Origin of the sequence: Micromonospora sp. WMMD987, assembly GCF_029581435.1 — a bacterium.
Lineage (GTDB): Bacteria > Actinomycetota > Actinomycetes > Mycobacteriales > Micromonosporaceae > Micromonospora > Micromonospora rifamycinica.
The window spans coordinates 6,879,795-6,895,582 of sequence record NZ_CP120861.1; the positions used below are offsets into that span (position 1 = coordinate 6,879,795).

The following is a 15,788-nucleotide window of genomic DNA, read 5'->3' on the forward strand; positions in this document are numbered from 1 at the left end:
ACTTCCGGGTGACGATCTACGAAGCCGACCTCGACCACGTCGCGGCCTGGGTGCTCGACCACCCGAACATCGAGACCGGCGGCAACCTCTTCGGTTTCTGGACGCACACCGGGTCACCGGCGATCCAGGTGGTGCTCGGGCCGGGACAGCGCGCCCGACACCAGAGCGCGGCGTTCTTCCAGGACGTCGACTACCTCCGCGACAGCGGCGGGCGACTCCAGCACGACCACGGGCTGCAACACATCGGCGACTGGCACTCGCACCACCGGATCGGCCTCGAACGCCCCAGCGGCGGCGATGCGGCCACGGTCCACCGGACGCTGGGGACAACCGGCTTCCCGCGCTTCCTGACCTGCATCGCCACCCTCCGCGACGCGGACGACGTCCCGCCGGGGGAGGGCGTGCGGCGCCCCGACGGGCACGGCGACCGCTCCACCCGTCGTGGCGGCGAGGTGGTGGTGCTGCACGCCTACCTGTTCGAGGCCGGCCGTGCCGAGCCGCGCCGGGGGCGCTGGTCGGTGCTACCCGGGCGGAGTCCGATCTCGACGACCGCCGAGCAGGCGGGGGCGACCCGGCCGACCCCGCGCCGGGCGGGGTCGTGGTGGGTGGTGCCGGGCACGACCCGCGCCCCGGTCCGGCACGCGGAGCCGACGGCCTGGTACTCCACCGGGTGGGGGCGGGACTTCCTGCTCCGGCTGGACGAACTCGGCCGGCGGGCGTACTCGTCGACGGCGATCACCGTCAACGCCGACAGCGGTGAGCTGGCGTACCGCTTCGCCACCGACGGCGGACGGTACGCGGTGGCCTTTCCCGACGGCTTCCCGGACCGGCGGGCGGAACTCGTGTTCCCCGACGGTGGGCGCGAGCCGGTCGATCCGGACCGGCCGGACCGGCCGGAGGACCTCCTCCGGGAGGTACGCGACCTGACCGGCGGGGGCGTGATCGAGGACGGTTCCCCGGCCGGCACCCCGCACCCGAACCCGACCAGTGAGGAGAGGACCGATGTCATGGACCCCGCTCCAGCGGCAGCGGCTGGCACAGGAGAGGCTGATCCTGGGGCACTACTTCCCGACCCTGACGTGGTTCAACCCGACTGATCCGGAGTCGACCTTCGTCGAGGGGCCGGTCACCACGAACTCCGGGCGGTACTACTCACTGCGAATCCACGTCCCGGCGGCCTTTCCGAACAGGTGCCCCGACATGGTCGTCACGGCACCGTATCCGCTGACCGACCACGCCGGCCGGTGGATCACCGAGGCGAGCGCGTCGATGCACACCCTCGGTCTGCGGGACGACCGCACCAGGATCTGCCACTTCAAGGAAAGCCTGTGGGTACCGAACAACACGCTCTATCTGGTCGCGTTGAAGGGACGGATCTGGCTCGAGGCGTACGAGGGTCACCTGCGGACGGGACGCCCGCTCGACAGCTTCCTGCCCCACATGTGACCGACGCGCAGGTCAGACTGTCGTCCAGGCACGGAGCTTCTCGGGGTTGAGGATCGTCCAGATACGGGTGATCCGGTCACCCGCGACGTCGAACGCCAGCACCGCCCCGACGCCGCCGCCCAGCTGCGCCACCAGACCGGGCCGACCGTTGACCGTGCGCTCCAGGATCGTGACACCGGCGGCCGGGCCGGCCCGACCGGCGAAGAACCGGGCGATCCGCTCGGCGCCCTCGACCGGACGGAGTTCGGCCCGGACCAGCCCGCCACCGTCACCGGTCGCGGTGGCGTCGGGGGCCAGCAGGCCGACGAGCGCGTCGATGTCGGTGGCCTCCCACGCCTGCTTGAAGGCCCGCACGATAGTGGCCTGACGGGCGACCGGCACGGGGGAGGCCGTGGACGCCCGGACCCGGCGGCGGGCCGACGAGGCCAGCTGGCGGCACGCCGCCGGGGTACGCCCGACGACCTCGGCCACCTCGGCGAAGGAGTAGCGGAAGACGTCGTGCAGGATGAACGCGACCCGCTCGGCCGGGGTGGTCGACTCCAGCACGACGAGGAAGGCCATGCTGATCGACTCGTCGAGGGTCACCCGGTCGACCGGGTCGACCGGGGTGGCACCGGCCCGGTCGTCGGGCCAGTCCGCGCGGTCGGGCAGCGGCTCCGGAATCCACTCCCCCACGTAGCGTTCCCGCCGCGCCCGGGCCGAGCCGAGCAGGTCGAGGCAGATCCGACCGGCGACCCTGGTCAGCCAGGCACCGGGGGACCGGATCGCCGCCCGCTGCGCCGGGGGCAGGGCGTACCAGCGGGCGTACGTCTCCTGCACGACGTCCTCGGCGTCGGCGAGGGAACCGAGCAGCCGGTACGCCAGACCGAGGAGCCGGCCCCGCTCGCTCATGAGTCCGCTGAGGGCCGGATCGGGCCAGTCGAGCCCCGTCCCGGTGGGGTTGGTCATGCTGCCGCCGGCTCCCTCGGTCGCTGCCTGCCCACCGGTGCGACGGTCGACGCCGGGCTGCGGACCGGACGCGCCGCCTGACATTCCGGAGGGCTGCTTCGTCGTACCAGTGAACCGAACACTATCCCAGCAACCTGCGAGGAGAACCCCCTCATGAACCTCGCCCTGTGGATCATTGCCGGGCTGCTGGCCGTGATCTTCCTGGCCAGTGGCGTCATGAAACTGCTCCAGTCCAAGGAGAAGCTGGTCGCCTCCGGCTACGCGGTCCTCGACGACTTCAGCCCGGGTGTCATCAAGGCCATCGGGGTCCTGGAGATCCTGGCCGCGGTGGGGCTGATCCTGCCCGCCGTGCTCGACATCGCCCCGGTGCTGGTGCCGCTGGCAGCGGTCGGTCTGGTGCTGCTGATGGCCGGCGCGGCCATCGCCTGCCTCCGCCGCAAGGACGCCAAGACCGCCGTGGTGAACGTCGTCCTGCTGGTTCTGGCCGCAGTCGTCGCCTGGGGTCGCTTCGGCCCGCACTCCTTCACCAGTTGATCCACGACCACACCGAACGAGCATCCGACCGGGAGAAAACGATCATGGAACCAGTCAACCTCACGATCGTCTACTACAGTGCCACCGGCACCGTGCACACCCTGGCCAAGGCCGCGGCCGAGGGCGCGGAGAAGGCCGGCGCGAACGTACGCCTGCGCAAGGTGGCCGAGACGGCCCCGGCCGAGGCGATCAACGCCAAGGAGGAGTGGGCGCAACACATCCGGGACACCGCCGACGTCGAGGTGGTCAGCGGCGACGACCTGGACTGGGCCGACGCGGCCCTGTTCGGCACCCCGACCCGGTTCGGCAACGTGTCCAGCCAGCTCAAGGCGTTCATCGACACCCTCGGCCCGCTGTGGTTCCACGGCAAGCTCTCCAACAAGGTCTACTCGGCCTTCACCGCCTCCAACACCCCCCACGGCGGGCAGGAGTCGACCCTCCTGGCACTGTCGAACACCTTCTACCACTGGGGCGGGATCATCGTGCCGCCCGGCTACACCGACCCCATCCAGTTCCAGTCGGGCAACCCCTACGGCACCTCGCACGTGGTCGGCAGCGGCCCGCCCGGTGACGTCACCCTCCAGGCGGCCCGCTACCAGGCACGCCGCGTGGTCGACACCGCCGCCGCGCTGAAGGCCGGTCGCCCCGCCTGACCCGGCCCCGGACGGCACCACGACGACGGGTGCCCCCGCGTCCCGCCGGCCGGGATCCGTGCGATCCCGGCCGGACCGGGCGGGGGCACCCGTCGTCGTGTCGGGCACCGGTTCCGACGCGGGCCCACCCGCTCCGACCGGTCACCTCCCGGTGGTCCGGCCGGCCCGGTCGACCTCGCGCCGCCGGTGGCCGGTCAGCCGGCAGCCCGGGTCGACCCCGTGCCGCCGGTGGCCGGTCAGCCGGCGAGGCGGACCGGGAGGGCGGCCAGACCCCGGGTGAGCAGGCCCGGCCGCCACTCGACGGCGTCGGCGTCCACCGCCAGGCGGGCCTGCGGGAAACGGGTCAGGAAGTTCCCGATGGCGACCTGGGCCTCCAGCCGGGCCAGCGGCGCCCCCATACAGAAGTGGATGCCGTAGCCGAACGAGAGGTGCGGGTTGCGCTCGCGGTCCATCAGGAACCCGTCGGCGTCGGGGAACGCGGTGCCGTCCCGGTTGGCCGCGTGCAGGGACAGCATCACCAGGTCCCCGGCGGCCACCTCGGCCCCGAACAGGTCCATCGCCTCGGTGGCCGTACGCAGCGAGGCACCGGTCACCGGGCTCTCGTACCGCAGGAACTCCTCGATGGCCCGGGGCAGTTCCTCGGGATGCGCCCGGATGCGGTCGGCCAGTTCCGGATTCCGCAACAGCAGGTAGATGCCGTTGCCGATCAGGTTCGTCGTGGTCTCGTGGCCGGCGACGATGAACAGGAACGCGGTCGAGATCAGCTCGTCCTCGGTGAGCCGGTCGGCCTGGTCCCGCGCCGCGATCAGCGCCGACAACAGCGCGTCGTCCGGCTCGGCCCGGCGACGGGCGATCAACCCCTGGAGGTGCTCCACGAAGTCGGTGACCGCCTGGACCGGGAAGACCGGCGCACCCAGGCCGGCGGCGAACGCGTCCGCCCACTCCCGGTAGTCCGCCCGGTCCTCGACCGCCACCCCGAGCAGCTCGCAGATCACCTGGATGGGCAGCGGCGAGGCGTACCCGGTGATGAGGTCGGCCTCGGCGCCCCCGGCCGCCAGCCGGTCCAGCAGGTCACCGGTGAGCTGCCCGACCCGGGGACGCAGCGCCTCGATCCGCCGGGGCACGAACGCCTTGGCGATCAGCTTGCGCAGCCGGGTGTGGTCGGGCGGATCGAGGCGCAGCATCGAGGTGTTCATCGCGGACCGCACCTGCGGGGTCAGTGCCCCCTGGTCGAACCAGTCGTTGCGGTCGTGGTTGGACAGGCGCGGATCGCTCAACGCCTCCCGCACCTCGGTGTGCCGGGTGACCAGCCAGACCGGCACCCCGTTGGGCAGCCGTACCCGCTGGACCGGGCCGGCGGTGTGCATCGACGCGGCGATGTCCCGCGCCGTGCCCGTGAACTCCAGAACAGCCGGAGAGTCGCTCATCGGCCTCCTCCTTCTCACATTGCGAATCGGTGCGGCTCCCCGGCGGACGGAGCCCTCAGGCGCGGGTCTCGCCGGAGTCGGACAGGAGCATCTGGTCCAGCATCCGGGGCTGCCAGTTGTAGTACGACTGGACCTTGTAGTTCTCCTCGCCGGTCGACGACACCCCCGCGTAGTACACGAACCTGCTGTCGGCGGCGTTGTTCGGCAGCCCCGTGAGGAACTGCTCGATCTTCGGTTCGAGCGGGACCGGCAGGGACGCCGAGTCCGACGCCATCACGGCGAAGCAGAAGCGTTCGACCGCCGAGGACTCCCAGCCCAGGCTGACGTAGAGGCCGAAGGCCTGCCGGCCGAGCCGGAGCATCTGCTCACCCGGATCGGGCAGGCCGAGTTCGCGGGTCATCGACAGGATGCCCGCCGGTTCGAGGCACTCGTCGGGCAGCCCGCCGAAGTACACGTTCACCGTCCGGTGCCGGTAGTCGATGCCGAACGTGTTCACCTTGTCGCCGAGGCCGCGCCGGGCGAAGAGGTCGGCGTTGTCGGCCAGGCTCCGGGGCATCGAGGGCAGTTCGGCGAGGGTGGACAACGACTGCATGCCGTCCGGCGGGAAGAAGAGGTAGATTTTCTTGAAACCGCCGGCCACCCCGAAGTCGATGCCGTAGCTGGCGATCGGGCAACGCCGGCTGATCTCGGCCAGGAGCGTGCCGGCCGGGTGGTCCGTCTTCTCGGTGAGCCCGTTCGACAGCGCCACCTCGTACGGGTCGACGTCGCTGCCGACGGTGAAGCGCCAGTCGAGGTCGCCCCGGTAGCGCGCCCCGGTCGCCACCCGCAGCGCGATGACGGCCTTGGGCAGGGAGTCCGCGTACGCGTTCAGGATGGGCATGACCCGTTCCCGGGAACAGGGCACCTCCAACAGTCGCGCCGATTCCTCGATGGCCGAATAGAGTTGTGCCGACTCGGCAGGCTCGGACATTCATCCTCCAGGTGTCCAGATCAGCGCTCGGACGGGCGGGCCGACCCGTCGGCGCGGCGACGGAAGCGTCGGTGGTGGGCTCCCGCTAGCGGGCGAGGACCACCGTGGTGGGCGACGGGGTGGGGTGGAACGTGACGTCCTCGAAGCCGGCCTTGGTGAGCCACTCCCGGTAGTCGACGCGCCGCCAGGTCCCGCCGCGCTTGCTCTTGAGCAGCATCTCCGCGGCGAAGATCAGCGCGAAGGACGGGCCGCTGCGGTCGTCGTCGACGACGTAGTCACAGACGACCAGCGTGCCGCCCGGCTTGAGGGCGGCGCGCACCTTCGCGAAGAGGGCGGTGTTGTCCTCCGGCCCCTCCTGGTGGGCCACGTGGGAGTACACCACGACGTCGTAGGCGGCGGTCGGCACCTCGGTGTGGTGGAAGTCGCCGTCGACGCAGGTGAACCTGTCGGCCACGCCCCGCTCGGCGACCAGCCGCCGGGCGATCGCGTTGATCGGTCCCCAGTCGAGCTGGGTGGACCGGGCGGCCGGGTTCAGTGCGAGCCAGGCGGCCGAGAAGATCCCCGAGCCGCCGCCCAGGTCCAGGATCGAGATCTCACCGGCGTCCGCCAGCCCCAGCAGGTCGGCGACGAGCGCCGTGACCGGGGTGGACTGCGCGGCGATGGCCGTGACCACCTTCTCCCAGTGGGGGTTGTCGGCGACCTCCACCGTGGCGTTCCTGATCGGACCGCCCGCGCGGACCACCTCCGGCAGGTCCGCCATGCCGCCCATGTGGGTCATCTTGAGCTTGGCGAACTCGCTCAGGCTGGTGGGTCGCCCCTCGACCAGGTAGGTGCTCGACTCGGCGGTGTTGCGGTACCGGCCGTCGTGCAGCTCGACCAGGCCGAGGCCGACGAGCCCGTCGAGGAGGGTCTGCGCGCCCCGCTCGGAGATGTCGGCCCGGACCGCCAGCTCACCAGCGGTGCCCGCGCCGGCCTCCAGATGGGTGAAGAGCGAGTGGCCCGCCGCCGTGCCGAGGATGCCGGTCGCCCAGTAGCCGTTGGCGATGTGCATGATGCGGTCGGGAGTGGGTTGGTGGGTGCTCATGCCGGTCACGCGGTCTTCGTCGCGAACATGATGAACCGCTTCGGGATGGCGTCCGGCGGGATGTCGGCGGGGTCCTTGCCGACCACCCGGGTCAGCGCGAACCCGGACTCCTCCAGCCAGCTCCGGTACGTCGACACCTTCTGCAACCCGCCCTGTGCGGTGGCGCAGCCGAGCAGGAAGGTCGGGAAGAAGTCGATCTGGGAGTCGTCGGGGTCGGTGATGTCCTCGGGATAGACCGGGGCCAGGATGACGAGCTGACCGCCCACCTCCAGCGCGCCGTTGGCGCTCTTGAGGATCTTGAGAACGTCGTCCCTGTCGTACATGTCGAGGTAGTGCTTGATCAGCACTAGGTCGAAGCCCGCGGGGACGTCGGTGAAGATGTCGCCGCCGACGAACGAGCAGTGCTCCTCGACGCCGTGCTCCCGGAAGTTGCGCAGCGACTCCTCCTCCTTCTCGGGCGCGTCGAAGTTCGTCACGTGCAGCCCCGGTGACGCCTTCATCCGGTAGGTCATGATCGACCCGAGGCCGTTCCCACCGAGCAGGTCGAGCACCCGCGCGCCGGCCGGGATGTCCAGGTTCTGGAAGAACCAGCCGTAGACGTTGCCGGTCTCCAGCTGCGCCAGCCGACCCCACGAGTTGCGGATGTCCTCGTGCACGGCCGCGGCGTCGAAGAGCGTGCCGTCGAAGTCGTAGAACTTCCTGAGCCCGACCAGGGTGCCGGTCCGCACGCTCTCGGTCAGGTAGAACATCTGCCGGAGCATGGCCACCTTGATCATGCCCATGAAGGCGAGCACCCGCTCGAGATCCGCCTCCGCGACGCCACCCAGCGCGGCCAGCGAGTAGGCGCCGGAACCCTCGTCGTACGCGACGAAGCCCTCCTTCACCATCAACTGCAACAACTGCTCCACCGCATCCGGCTTCACCCCGACGGCGTCACCGAGCTTCACCGCCGTCAGACCCGGATTGTCCCGCAGCCGGTCGATCAGACCGAGTTCGAAACAGGACAGCAGATTCATGAACCGCGTCGGTCCCACCATGTACTCGCGAAACCGGGCGAGAGTGGCTTCTGGCGTCATTGCACTAGATCCCTTCGGGTTGGTTCTGTCGGTCACGTCGACGCGGCGGACCGCACCGGCGGGCACCCCGGCCGGCGGCGGCACCCGGTGGCGGGGCCGTCCGACGGGGGCGACCCGGGCGACGGGGTCGGCCGTCAGCCGGGGAGGTCAGGCGGTCTTCGTGGCGGACAGGATGGCCTGCACGGGGATGACGTCCGGCGGCACCTCGGCGGAGTCCTTGGTGACCGCCCTGGTGACGGTGAACCCGCACTCCTCCAGCCAGCTCCGGTACGTCGACAGCTTCTGCGGCCCGCCCTGGCCCATCGTGCAGCCGAGGAAGAAACTCGGGAAGAAGTCGACGTTGTAGTTGTCCGAGTCGGTGATGTCCTCGGGGTACACCGGCACCAGGATGTTGACCTGACCGCCGACGTTCAGCGACCGGTGCACGCCCGTGAGGATCCGGAACACCTCCCCCTTGTCGAACATGTCCAGGAAGTGCTTGATCAGGACGACATCGAAGCCCTCGGGGATGCTCGCGAAGACGTCACCGCCGACGAACGAGCAGTGCTCCTCGACGCCGTGCTCGCGGAAGTTCCGCAGGCACTCCTCCTCCTTCTGGGGCAGGTCGAACGTCGTCACCCGCAGACCCGGCGAGGTCTTCATCTGGTAGGTGTGGATCGCACCGAGGCCGGTGTTCCCCGCCAGGTCGAGCACCCGCGCGCCGGAGGGGACGTCGATGTTCGCGAAGAACCAGGGATCGATGTTGGCGGTCACCCGGTTCATCAGCGTCAGCCAGGAGTCGCGCAGGTCCTGGTGCTCGGCGACCGCGCCGTACAGGTTGCCGTCGAATCCGTACAGCTCCTTGAGCCCGATGACCTGGCCGGTCCGTACGCTCTCGGTGAGGTAGTAGACCTGCCGGAGCGCGACCACCTTGATCAGGTTCATGTAGGCGAGCGCCCGCTTCAGGTCGGCCTCGGCGACGTCCCCCAGCGCGGCCAGCGCGTAGGCGCCGGAGCCCTCGTCGTACGCGACGAAGCCCTCCTTCACCATCAACTGCAACAACTGCTCCACCGCATCCGGCTTCACCCCGACGGCGTCACCGAGCTTCACCGCCGTCAGACCCGGATTGTCCCGCAGCCGGTCGATCAGACCGAGTTCGAAACAGGACAGCAGATTCATGAACCGCGTCGGTCCCACCATGTACTCGCGAAACCGGGCGAGAGTGGCTTCTGGCGTCATGTACTGATCCCTTCGAGTTCTTTTGCTCCACGCGATGCGACAGGTGACACCGGCACCCACCACGGGGTGCCCACCGACGTTCGACGGTGCGGAGGGGTCAACGCAGGCGGCCGGGATCACCGGTCCGGTCTGGCGACGCCCGGCCGGTGGCCGGACCACCGGCGGCCCACCGGCACCCGCCGGGGCCTCCCCCGGTCACCGTCCCGCAGGCGCGTCGCGGTCCACGACGGCACCGGCGGGACGGCGCCGCCCGCCCCGCCCCGCCCCGTCCGGGGGTGACCCGGAGAACCGACACCGGCCCGACCCGGCCGTTTCCCGGCCGCGAACCGCCGGCCCGACGGGCACCCCGGCGACGCGACAGCGTCCACGTCGAACGGTGACCAGCTATGGTGCGCCCTCCCGTGCTCCGTATCCCGTCGAGCATCGGCCACCGGGCTTGGCCGGGACTGGCCGACGGGTTGGCGTTGGCTTGGCGGTCGTCCACCCGACCAGGGGCCGCCGTCACGCCCCGGCCGCCTCGCCCGTCACCAACTCCACCGCAGACCCGTCCCCGGCGACGTCGGGCGGGAGGTCGGTCCGGGCACGGAGCTGGCGGACCCGGATCGTCAGGGCCGGCGGCAGGTCGGGCAACGCCAGCAGCTCGGTGACCGCCCGGTGACGCCGGTCGCGGTGGCCGACCCCGTCGAGCGCCGAAACCCGCAGCAGCAGGACCCGGGCCAGCACCACGGGGTCGTCCACGAACCGGGCCAGCGCCAGCGCCTCGTCCGACAGGGCGACCCGGCGGGCCTGGTCACCGTCGGACGGGCAGGCCTCGGCCAGGCAGGAGAGCAGCAGGGCACGCTGCGCCCGGCCGGTCACCCGGGACAGTGCGCGCTCCAGCACCTCGACGAGCCGACGGCCGGCCTCGCCGTCGGCGGCCTGACGCCAGCGCGGCTCACCGACCGCCGCCACCGCCGCGGCGGCCGGTCGGGAGGTGTCCACGCCGTCGTCCACCAGGGACTCCTCGATGGCCTGGAGGAACGCGGGCAACCCGTCGCGCGGGTTGCCCGCGCGGTACAGACTGACGCCCAGGCCCAGCAGCAGGGGGTACCGGTCGGTGTCCTCCCGCTGGGCCAGGTCGGCGGCGGCCAGAGCCTGCCGCCAGAGAGCCGCGGCCTCCCCGAACGCCCCGCGGGCGTCGGCCGCCCGGGCCGCGGTGGCGGCGTGGGCGACGGCGTGGGCGGCGGCGGAGGGGTCGAGTTCGGCAGCCAGCAGCCAGTGCCGGGCGATCTCGGCCGTCCGGTCCGGGTCGCCGGCCCAGGCACAGGCGGCCGCCACTCCGATCCGTCGGTGCAGCCGGACCCGGCGCAGTCGGCCGGTCGTCTCGTAGAGTGCCTCGGCGGCCAGGGCGTGGGTGAACCGGAACCACCCCAGCCGCTGCTGGTCCTCGACGATCAGGCCCGCCGCGCCGGCGGTGTCCATGATCTCCAGTGCCGCCTCGATCTCGACCGAGGCCGCCTCGGCGACCACCTCGATGTCGAAGTGCCGACCGGCGACGGCGGCGACCGACAACACGTCCACCACCGGCTGCGGCAGGCAGGCGACACGTCGGAGCACCACCTCACGAACCGGCATCGGGACCGGCACCGTGTGCGGTTGGGCGAGCCGCTGTTCGGTGGTCAACAGCTTGATCAGCTCCCGCAGGAAGAACGGGTTGCCCTCGGTGCGCTGCCGGAGCGCCTCGGCGGTCGGCCCGCCGATCTCGTGGCGCAGGATGGCGCTCGCCAGGGACCGGGTCTCCTGGGTGGTCAACCCGTCCAGCTCGATCCGCGTCATCTCCGAGCGGGCCAGCGCGGCCAACGTGTCGGCCAGGGTCGCCGCCTCGCCGGACCGGTAGGAGACCGCGAGCAGGAGACGGTTCGCCGGCACCGACTCGGCCAGGTGCGCCAGCAGCCGCAGCGAGCTGGGATCGGCCCGGTGCAGATGGTCGAGCACGACCACCAGCGGTGCGGCCTGGGCCGCGTCCGTCAGGTAGTGGACGATCGCCTCGAACCGGCGCAGGGTGGCCGTGGCCGCCTCGGTGCCGTCCACCATCTGCTGGAGGTCGCCGTTGAGCAGCTCGGCCACCGGCTCGGGCACGGGGTGCTGCGGGAAGCAGGTGCCGGCCGCGCGCAGGATCTGCTCCCACAGCCACAGCGGTGGCGCGGTGACGTGTTCCGGGCAGCTCCCCCAGAGCACCGGCGCCCCCGCCAGCGTGGCGAACCGGCGGAGCAGGCTGGTCTTGCCGATCCCCGGCTCGCCGGAGACGGTCACCACCCGGCCCCGGACGGCCGTCCCGGACATCGCCTCGAGTAGTTGCCGGAGAGCCACCTCCCGGCCCACGAAGACCTCGCCGTCCGCCGCCGGGAGCGGGGCCGGCGGCAGCGCTCCGGTCGTGCGTCCCCGCACCGTGGCGGCGGGCCGGTCGGGTACGGCCTGCGCGGCGGCCGGCGGGGCCGGACGCCACTCCAGCGCGGGCACCTGGTTCAGGATCTCGCGTTCGAGGTGTTGCAACGCCGGCCGGGGATCGATGCCCAACTCCTCGGCCAACCGCCGCTGGATCGCCCGCAGCACACCCAGGGCGTCGGCCTGCCGACCCGCCCGGTACAACGCGAGGCTCAACAGCTCGCAGCCGTACTCCCGCAGCGGATAGGCATGGACGAAGGCGTCCAGCTCGGCGACCGCCACCTCGTGGGCGCCGACCGCCAGGAGCGCCGCGCAGCGCGCCTCGACCACCGACAGGCGCAGTTCCTCCAGTCGCGCCACCTCCGGCACGACGCACGGCGCGCTGGCCACCTCCGCGTACGCCTGGCCGCGCCAGAGCGCCAGCGCGACCTCGAACTCCCGCAACGCCTGCTGGGCGTCACCCCGGTCCCAGGCCTGCCAGCCCGCCGTGGCGTGCCCGCTGAACCGCTGGACGTCGACGTCGATGACCCGTTTGTCCAGCAGATAGCCGGGCGGACAGGTCCGCAGCACGGTGGCCGGGGTCCGGGGCGCCCGGTCCGGTTCCAGCACCCGGCGCAGGTTGGCCACGTACGCCTGGAGTGAGGCCATCGCCGACGGCGGCGGGTGCTCGGCCCACAACGCTTCCAGGATCACCTCGACCGCCACCGGCTGACCGGCCCGACTCACCAGCAACGCGAGCAACGCGCGCTGCTTGGGTGCGCCCAGGTCGACCAACCGCCCCGCCACCACCGCTTCCAGCGGTCCCAGGGCGCGGAACTCGGCCAGCACCCGGCCGGTGCCCCGGGCCTTCGCGGCCTCCCACCGCAGGGAGTCCGACACGGTACGACTCGAAGCCCCGGCGACTGCTACGTTGATCATGCGGCGGCACTTCCGCCGCGCACCGCGAAAGAACTGTTACGACAGACGTCCCGTGCGGTGGTCCCGGCTGTTATATGGTCCCGCCTGCCCGCTTCGTGGGCCTGGGCCGCAGGCCGCATGACGTGCCCCTTCCCCCCGTGGCTACCAAGGCTGCGCTCATGTTGCCGGGCGAAACGCTACCGCCGACCGGAGGTGGTGGCAATAAAGAACCGTGACCCCGACAATCGACGCAGGTCGTCGACGGTATCGCCGCCCGGCGTCCCGCGCAGCGGACACCCGTTCACATCACCAAAAGACGCCCGGCGATGTTTTCCCCGGGGCGACAGAGCCGGGTCACCACTGCCCGACGGATGATGCGCGGCCACTTCGGCGCAGCCTTATCGGCGGTCACGGGCTATCGGCCCGGTGACGTCCGTACCGCCTGACACATTTCCGATCATTGTTTTCCGGACGCGGTCGAACCGAACAGCGGACAGCATTCGATCGACGCCGGGGACCATCTCGACGTCACCACCGGCCGACGCCACGTCCGGTGCGCCGCAGCGGCCCCGCCCCCGGCATCGCCGTCGCGGACAGCCGCCCTCCCCCGGGAGCGACGCCCGGGTCCACGATCCGACCGCCGAACCGGGACGACCCGCACGGAACGACGCTTCGGGCCGTCAGCAGGGCGGCGAGCGCCACCGCCTGAACTGTCCGCCCGTCCGGCGCTCGCGGTTGCGGGACCGAACCGGTGCTCAGACCAATCCTGAGTCACCACGCTTGTCATCGGCTTGGTGTCAACTTGGCGCCGACTTGATGGCGACTTCTTTCCGGAACGGCCCGCCGCACACCAACCAACGGAATCGACAGACAGCGATACTTGTATCGCCATTGTTTCCTGGTCGGATGAGGGCGCCACGAGCACCGGAAGAAGGTGTACGAACAGGTCCCGGCACTGTCGACGTCCGCAATGCAAACCTCTTGACACCCCTGGCCGGACTCACGGAGACTGCTGTCAACAGGCGACGGTACGCAGTTCCGCCGACCGTGCAACGCGAGAGCGCGGCGACGACGCGTCACCTCCATTCCCCGCTTCTCACGACCGGCAGTCCGGTCGACACCCACGGCGAGATCGCGGACGTAAATGTGTCGACGACAGATACGTGGACACCGGGCAGAAAAGCGAGACGCACCAGACCACTGGTCGCCGATCACCGACACCGGCTGGAGACCCGCTCATGCGCCAGGCAGAAGAGACGCCCGAGAGTGGCCGCCACCACGGCGGCGGAAGGGTCGTGCTCGCCGAACCACGGAGTTTCTGCGCCGGGGTGCGCCGGGCCATCGAGATCGTCGACGAGGCCCTCCGCCGGTACCCGCCGCCGGTCTACGTCCGGAAGCAGATCGTGCACAACCACTACGTGGTCCGCGACTTCGAACGGCGTGGCGTGGTGTTCGTGGACTCCGAGGACGAGGTGCCCACGGGCGCCGTCTGCGTCTTCTCCGCCCACGGGGTGTCCCCGATGGTCCGCGAACGCGCCGCCCACCGGCAACTGGACGTCATCGACGCGACCTGCCCGCTGGTGGCCAAGGTGCACCAGGAGACCCGCCGCTACGCCCGCGACGAGCGCACCATCCTGCTCATCGGACACGCCGACCACGAGGAGGTGGAGGGCACCTACGGCGAGGCACCCGACCGCACCATCGTGGTGGCCGACGTCGCGGACGTGGCCCGGCTGGAGCTGCCCCGCGACGAACCGGTGGCCTACCTGACCCAGACCACCCTCTCCCTCGACGAGACCGCCGAGGTCATCGCCGCGCTCCAGGAACGCTTCGACGACCTCCAGGGGCCGGGCAGCGACGACATCTGCTACGCCAGCCAGAACCGGCAGAACGCGGTCAAGCAGATCGCCGCGGTCGCCGACGTCGTCCTCGTCGTCGGCTCGACCAACTCCAGCAACTCGGTACGGATGGTGGAGGTCGCCGCCCGGACCGGCACCCCGGCCCACCTGCTGCCCGACGTCACCCACCTGGACCCCGGCTGGCTGGCCGGCGCCCGGTCGGTCGGGCTCAGCTCCGGCGCCAGCGTGCCCGAGCTGCTCGTCGAGCAGGTGGTCGACCGACTGGCCGGGCTCGGCTTCGACCAGATCGAGGTCGTCCGCACCGCGACCGAGAACATCACCTTCGCTCTCCCCGGCAGCCTCGCTACGCCGCGCGGGGGCACCGACGCCGGGGCGACCGCAGCCCGTGGGCAGGGATGAACCCGCTGGCCGCCGGGGGAGGCCAAGACCTCGCCAAGCCGCCGCCAAGCCGGTGGACAGTCCTGGTCAAGCAGGGTGCCCGATGCTAGGCGGCACAGGCGCATCCAGCAGCGGGAAGAGGCCGCTACGTCGATCCACACCGTCGGTGCACCGGCTCCGGTGACCGGCTCCCCGGTCGCCGGACGACCGGCCGAATCCGCCGGGTCGCACGGCAGGGGCGGCCCGAGCCGATCGGCTCCGCACCGGCCGGTGCTCCCGCGACGCGCGGTACGCAGGTCCCCGCACGCACCGGCCCGAACCCACGGCTCACCCAGCCGTCAGCAACCCCCGAGGAGGCGGTTCAGATGAAGGGCTCCGCGATCCACAGCTCGATCCGCAAGGGCGGTCTGCACCTTGGTCTCGTGCCGCAGCTGGCCGCGGCCCAGAACGGATCCACCCCGCTCACCCTCGATCACGACCTGGACGTCCTGCCGGACGCCGGCCGGCGACTGACGGTGGCCGGGATCGCCGGTCACGTGGACGACCTGGCGGGCCGGCTGTGGGCGGCCGGGGTACGGCCGGGGGAACGCGTCGCGATCTACAAGAGCGCCAACTTCGACGTCTGGGTGCTGGCGTCCGCCACGTCGCGGATCGGCGCGGTGCCCGTACTCCTGTCGCCCGCCCTGGACGCCGCGACCGTCGGCGCCCTCCTCGGCCGGCTGGAGCAGCCGAACCTGCTCACCGACGACCGCAAGCTCGACGAGCTGGCCGAGGTGCCGCTCGGCGACCTCACCCGCCTGGTGCTCACCGTGGCCGGCGGTCGCCCCGGTGCGACGTCGCTCGCCGACCTCGCCGGAGCGCCGAGGGTCGAGCC

13 protein-coding genes are annotated in these 15,788 nt (G+C 71.5%); 6 read left to right on the forward strand and 7 right to left on the reverse strand.

The window, feature by feature from the left end:
• Window positions 1-8 precede the first annotated feature (8 nt).
• Both O7612_RS29390 and O7612_RS29395 read left to right on the forward strand, forming a co-directional pair.
• Window positions 9-1,097 (forward strand): hypothetical protein, encoded by a 1,089-nt coding sequence (locus tag O7612_RS29390; protein ID WP_282269245.1) that lies wholly within the window; start codon window positions 9-11, stop codon window positions 1,095-1,097.
• A 103-nt stretch (window positions 1,098-1,200) separates the two neighbouring features.
• A complete protein-coding gene (locus tag O7612_RS29395) occupies window positions 1,201-1,446 on the forward strand; it encodes a hypothetical protein (protein ID WP_282269247.1) in 246 nt (81 codons plus the stop codon).
• Between the two features lie 12 nt (window positions 1,447-1,458).
• Here the strand turns inward: O7612_RS29395 and sigJ are convergent, their stop codons facing one another.
• The gene (sigJ, locus tag O7612_RS29400; protein WP_282269249.1) at window positions 1,459-2,394 is read right to left on the reverse strand and encodes an RNA polymerase sigma factor SigJ; all 936 of its coding nucleotides are present in this window, start codon (window positions 2,392-2,394) and stop codon (window positions 1,459-1,461) included.
• Window positions 2,395-2,547: 153 nt separating this feature from the next.
• Here sigJ and O7612_RS29405 point away from each other — a divergent pair, with 153 nt between their 5' ends.
• Both O7612_RS29405 and wrbA read left to right on the forward strand, forming a co-directional pair.
• Window positions 2,548-2,928: a DoxX family protein gene (locus O7612_RS29405; protein WP_282269251.1), complete on the forward strand. Its 381-nt coding sequence runs from the start codon at window positions 2,548-2,550 to the stop codon at window positions 2,926-2,928.
• Window positions 2,929-2,972: 44 nt separating this feature from the next.
• Window positions 2,973-3,581 carry an NAD(P)H:quinone oxidoreductase gene (gene wrbA, locus O7612_RS29410; protein ID WP_282269253.1) on the forward strand — a complete coding sequence of 203 codons (609 nt, stop codon included), beginning with the start codon at window positions 2,973-2,975 and terminating at the stop codon, window positions 3,579-3,581.
• A 236-nt stretch (window positions 3,582-3,817) separates the two neighbouring features.
• On the opposite strand, the gene O7612_RS29415 is transcribed toward wrbA, so the two are convergent.
• From O7612_RS29415 to O7612_RS29440, 6 genes are all read right to left on the reverse strand, one after another.
• A complete protein-coding gene (locus O7612_RS29415) occupies window positions 3,818-5,008 on the reverse strand; it encodes a cytochrome P450 (RefSeq protein WP_282269255.1) in 1,191 nt (396 codons plus the stop codon).
• Between the two features lie 55 nt (window positions 5,009-5,063).
• On the reverse strand, window positions 5,064-5,978 hold the full coding sequence (locus O7612_RS29420) for an aromatic prenyltransferase (protein ID WP_282269257.1): 915 nt from the start codon (window positions 5,976-5,978) through the stop codon (window positions 5,064-5,066).
• Between the two features lie 85 nt (window positions 5,979-6,063).
• Window positions 6,064-7,062 carry a methyltransferase gene (locus O7612_RS29425; RefSeq protein WP_282269259.1) on the reverse strand — a complete coding sequence of 333 codons (999 nt, stop codon included), beginning with the start codon at window positions 7,060-7,062 and terminating at the stop codon, window positions 6,064-6,066.
• A gap of 5 nt (window positions 7,063-7,067) precedes the next feature.
• Entirely contained in the window at window positions 7,068-8,078 is a 1,011-nt protein-coding gene (locus tag O7612_RS29430; RefSeq protein ID WP_282269261.1) for a methyltransferase, read from the reverse strand.
• A 207-nt stretch (window positions 8,079-8,285) separates the two neighbouring features.
• Window positions 8,286-9,356: a methyltransferase gene (locus O7612_RS29435; RefSeq protein ID WP_282269263.1), complete on the reverse strand. Its 1,071-nt coding sequence runs from the start codon at window positions 9,354-9,356 to the stop codon at window positions 8,286-8,288.
• A 501-nt stretch (window positions 9,357-9,857) separates the two neighbouring features.
• Complete coding sequence (locus O7612_RS29440) at window positions 9,858-12,659, reverse strand: AfsR/SARP family transcriptional regulator (RefSeq protein ID WP_282269265.1); 2,802 nt, start codon at window positions 12,657-12,659, stop codon at window positions 9,858-9,860.
• A 1,256-nt stretch (window positions 12,660-13,915) separates the two neighbouring features.
• Here O7612_RS29440 and O7612_RS29445 point away from each other — a divergent pair.
• Both O7612_RS29445 and O7612_RS29450 read left to right on the forward strand, forming a co-directional pair.
• Window positions 13,916-14,935 (forward strand): 4-hydroxy-3-methylbut-2-enyl diphosphate reductase, encoded by a 1,020-nt coding sequence (locus O7612_RS29445; protein ID WP_282269267.1) that lies wholly within the window; start codon window positions 13,916-13,918, stop codon window positions 14,933-14,935.
• A gap of 344 nt (window positions 14,936-15,279) precedes the next feature.
• Window positions 15,280-15,788: AMP-binding protein (locus tag O7612_RS29450; RefSeq protein WP_282269269.1), on the forward strand; the 509-nt coding region annotated here is incomplete at its 3' end.

What these genes read in the sequence shown, in the direction of transcription:
- O7612_RS29395 (WP_282269247.1), top strand. Translation starts at nt 1,201, where the DNA reads ATGGTCGTCACGGCACCGTATCCGCTGACCGACCACGCCGGCCGGTGG.
- sigJ (WP_282269249.1), bottom strand. Translation starts at nt 2,394, where the DNA reads ATGACCAACCCCACCGGGACGGGGCTCGACTGGCCCGATCCGGCCCTC.
- O7612_RS29405 (WP_282269251.1), top strand. Translation starts at nt 2,548, where the DNA reads ATGAACCTCGCCCTGTGGATCATTGCCGGGCTGCTGGCCGTGATCTTC.
- wrbA (WP_282269253.1), top strand. Translation starts at nt 2,973, where the DNA reads ATGGAACCAGTCAACCTCACGATCGTCTACTACAGTGCCACCGGCACC.
- O7612_RS29415 (WP_282269255.1), bottom strand. Translation starts at nt 5,008, where the DNA reads ATGAGCGACTCTCCGGCTGTTCTGGAGTTCACGGGCACGGCGCGGGAC.
- O7612_RS29420 (WP_282269257.1), bottom strand. Translation starts at nt 5,978, where the DNA reads ATGTCCGAGCCTGCCGAGTCGGCACAACTCTATTCGGCCATCGAGGAA.
- O7612_RS29425 (WP_282269259.1), bottom strand. Translation starts at nt 7,062, where the DNA reads ATGAGCACCCACCAACCCACTCCCGACCGCATCATGCACATCGCCAAC.
- O7612_RS29430 (WP_282269261.1), bottom strand. Translation starts at nt 8,078, where the DNA reads ATGAATCTGCTGTCCTGTTTCGAACTCGGTCTGATCGACCGGCTGCGG.
- O7612_RS29435 (WP_282269263.1), bottom strand. Translation starts at nt 9,356, where the DNA reads ATGACGCCAGAAGCCACTCTCGCCCGGTTTCGCGAGTACATGGTGGGA.
- O7612_RS29445 (WP_282269267.1), top strand. Translation starts at nt 13,916, where the DNA reads ATGCGCCAGGCAGAAGAGACGCCCGAGAGTGGCCGCCACCACGGCGGC.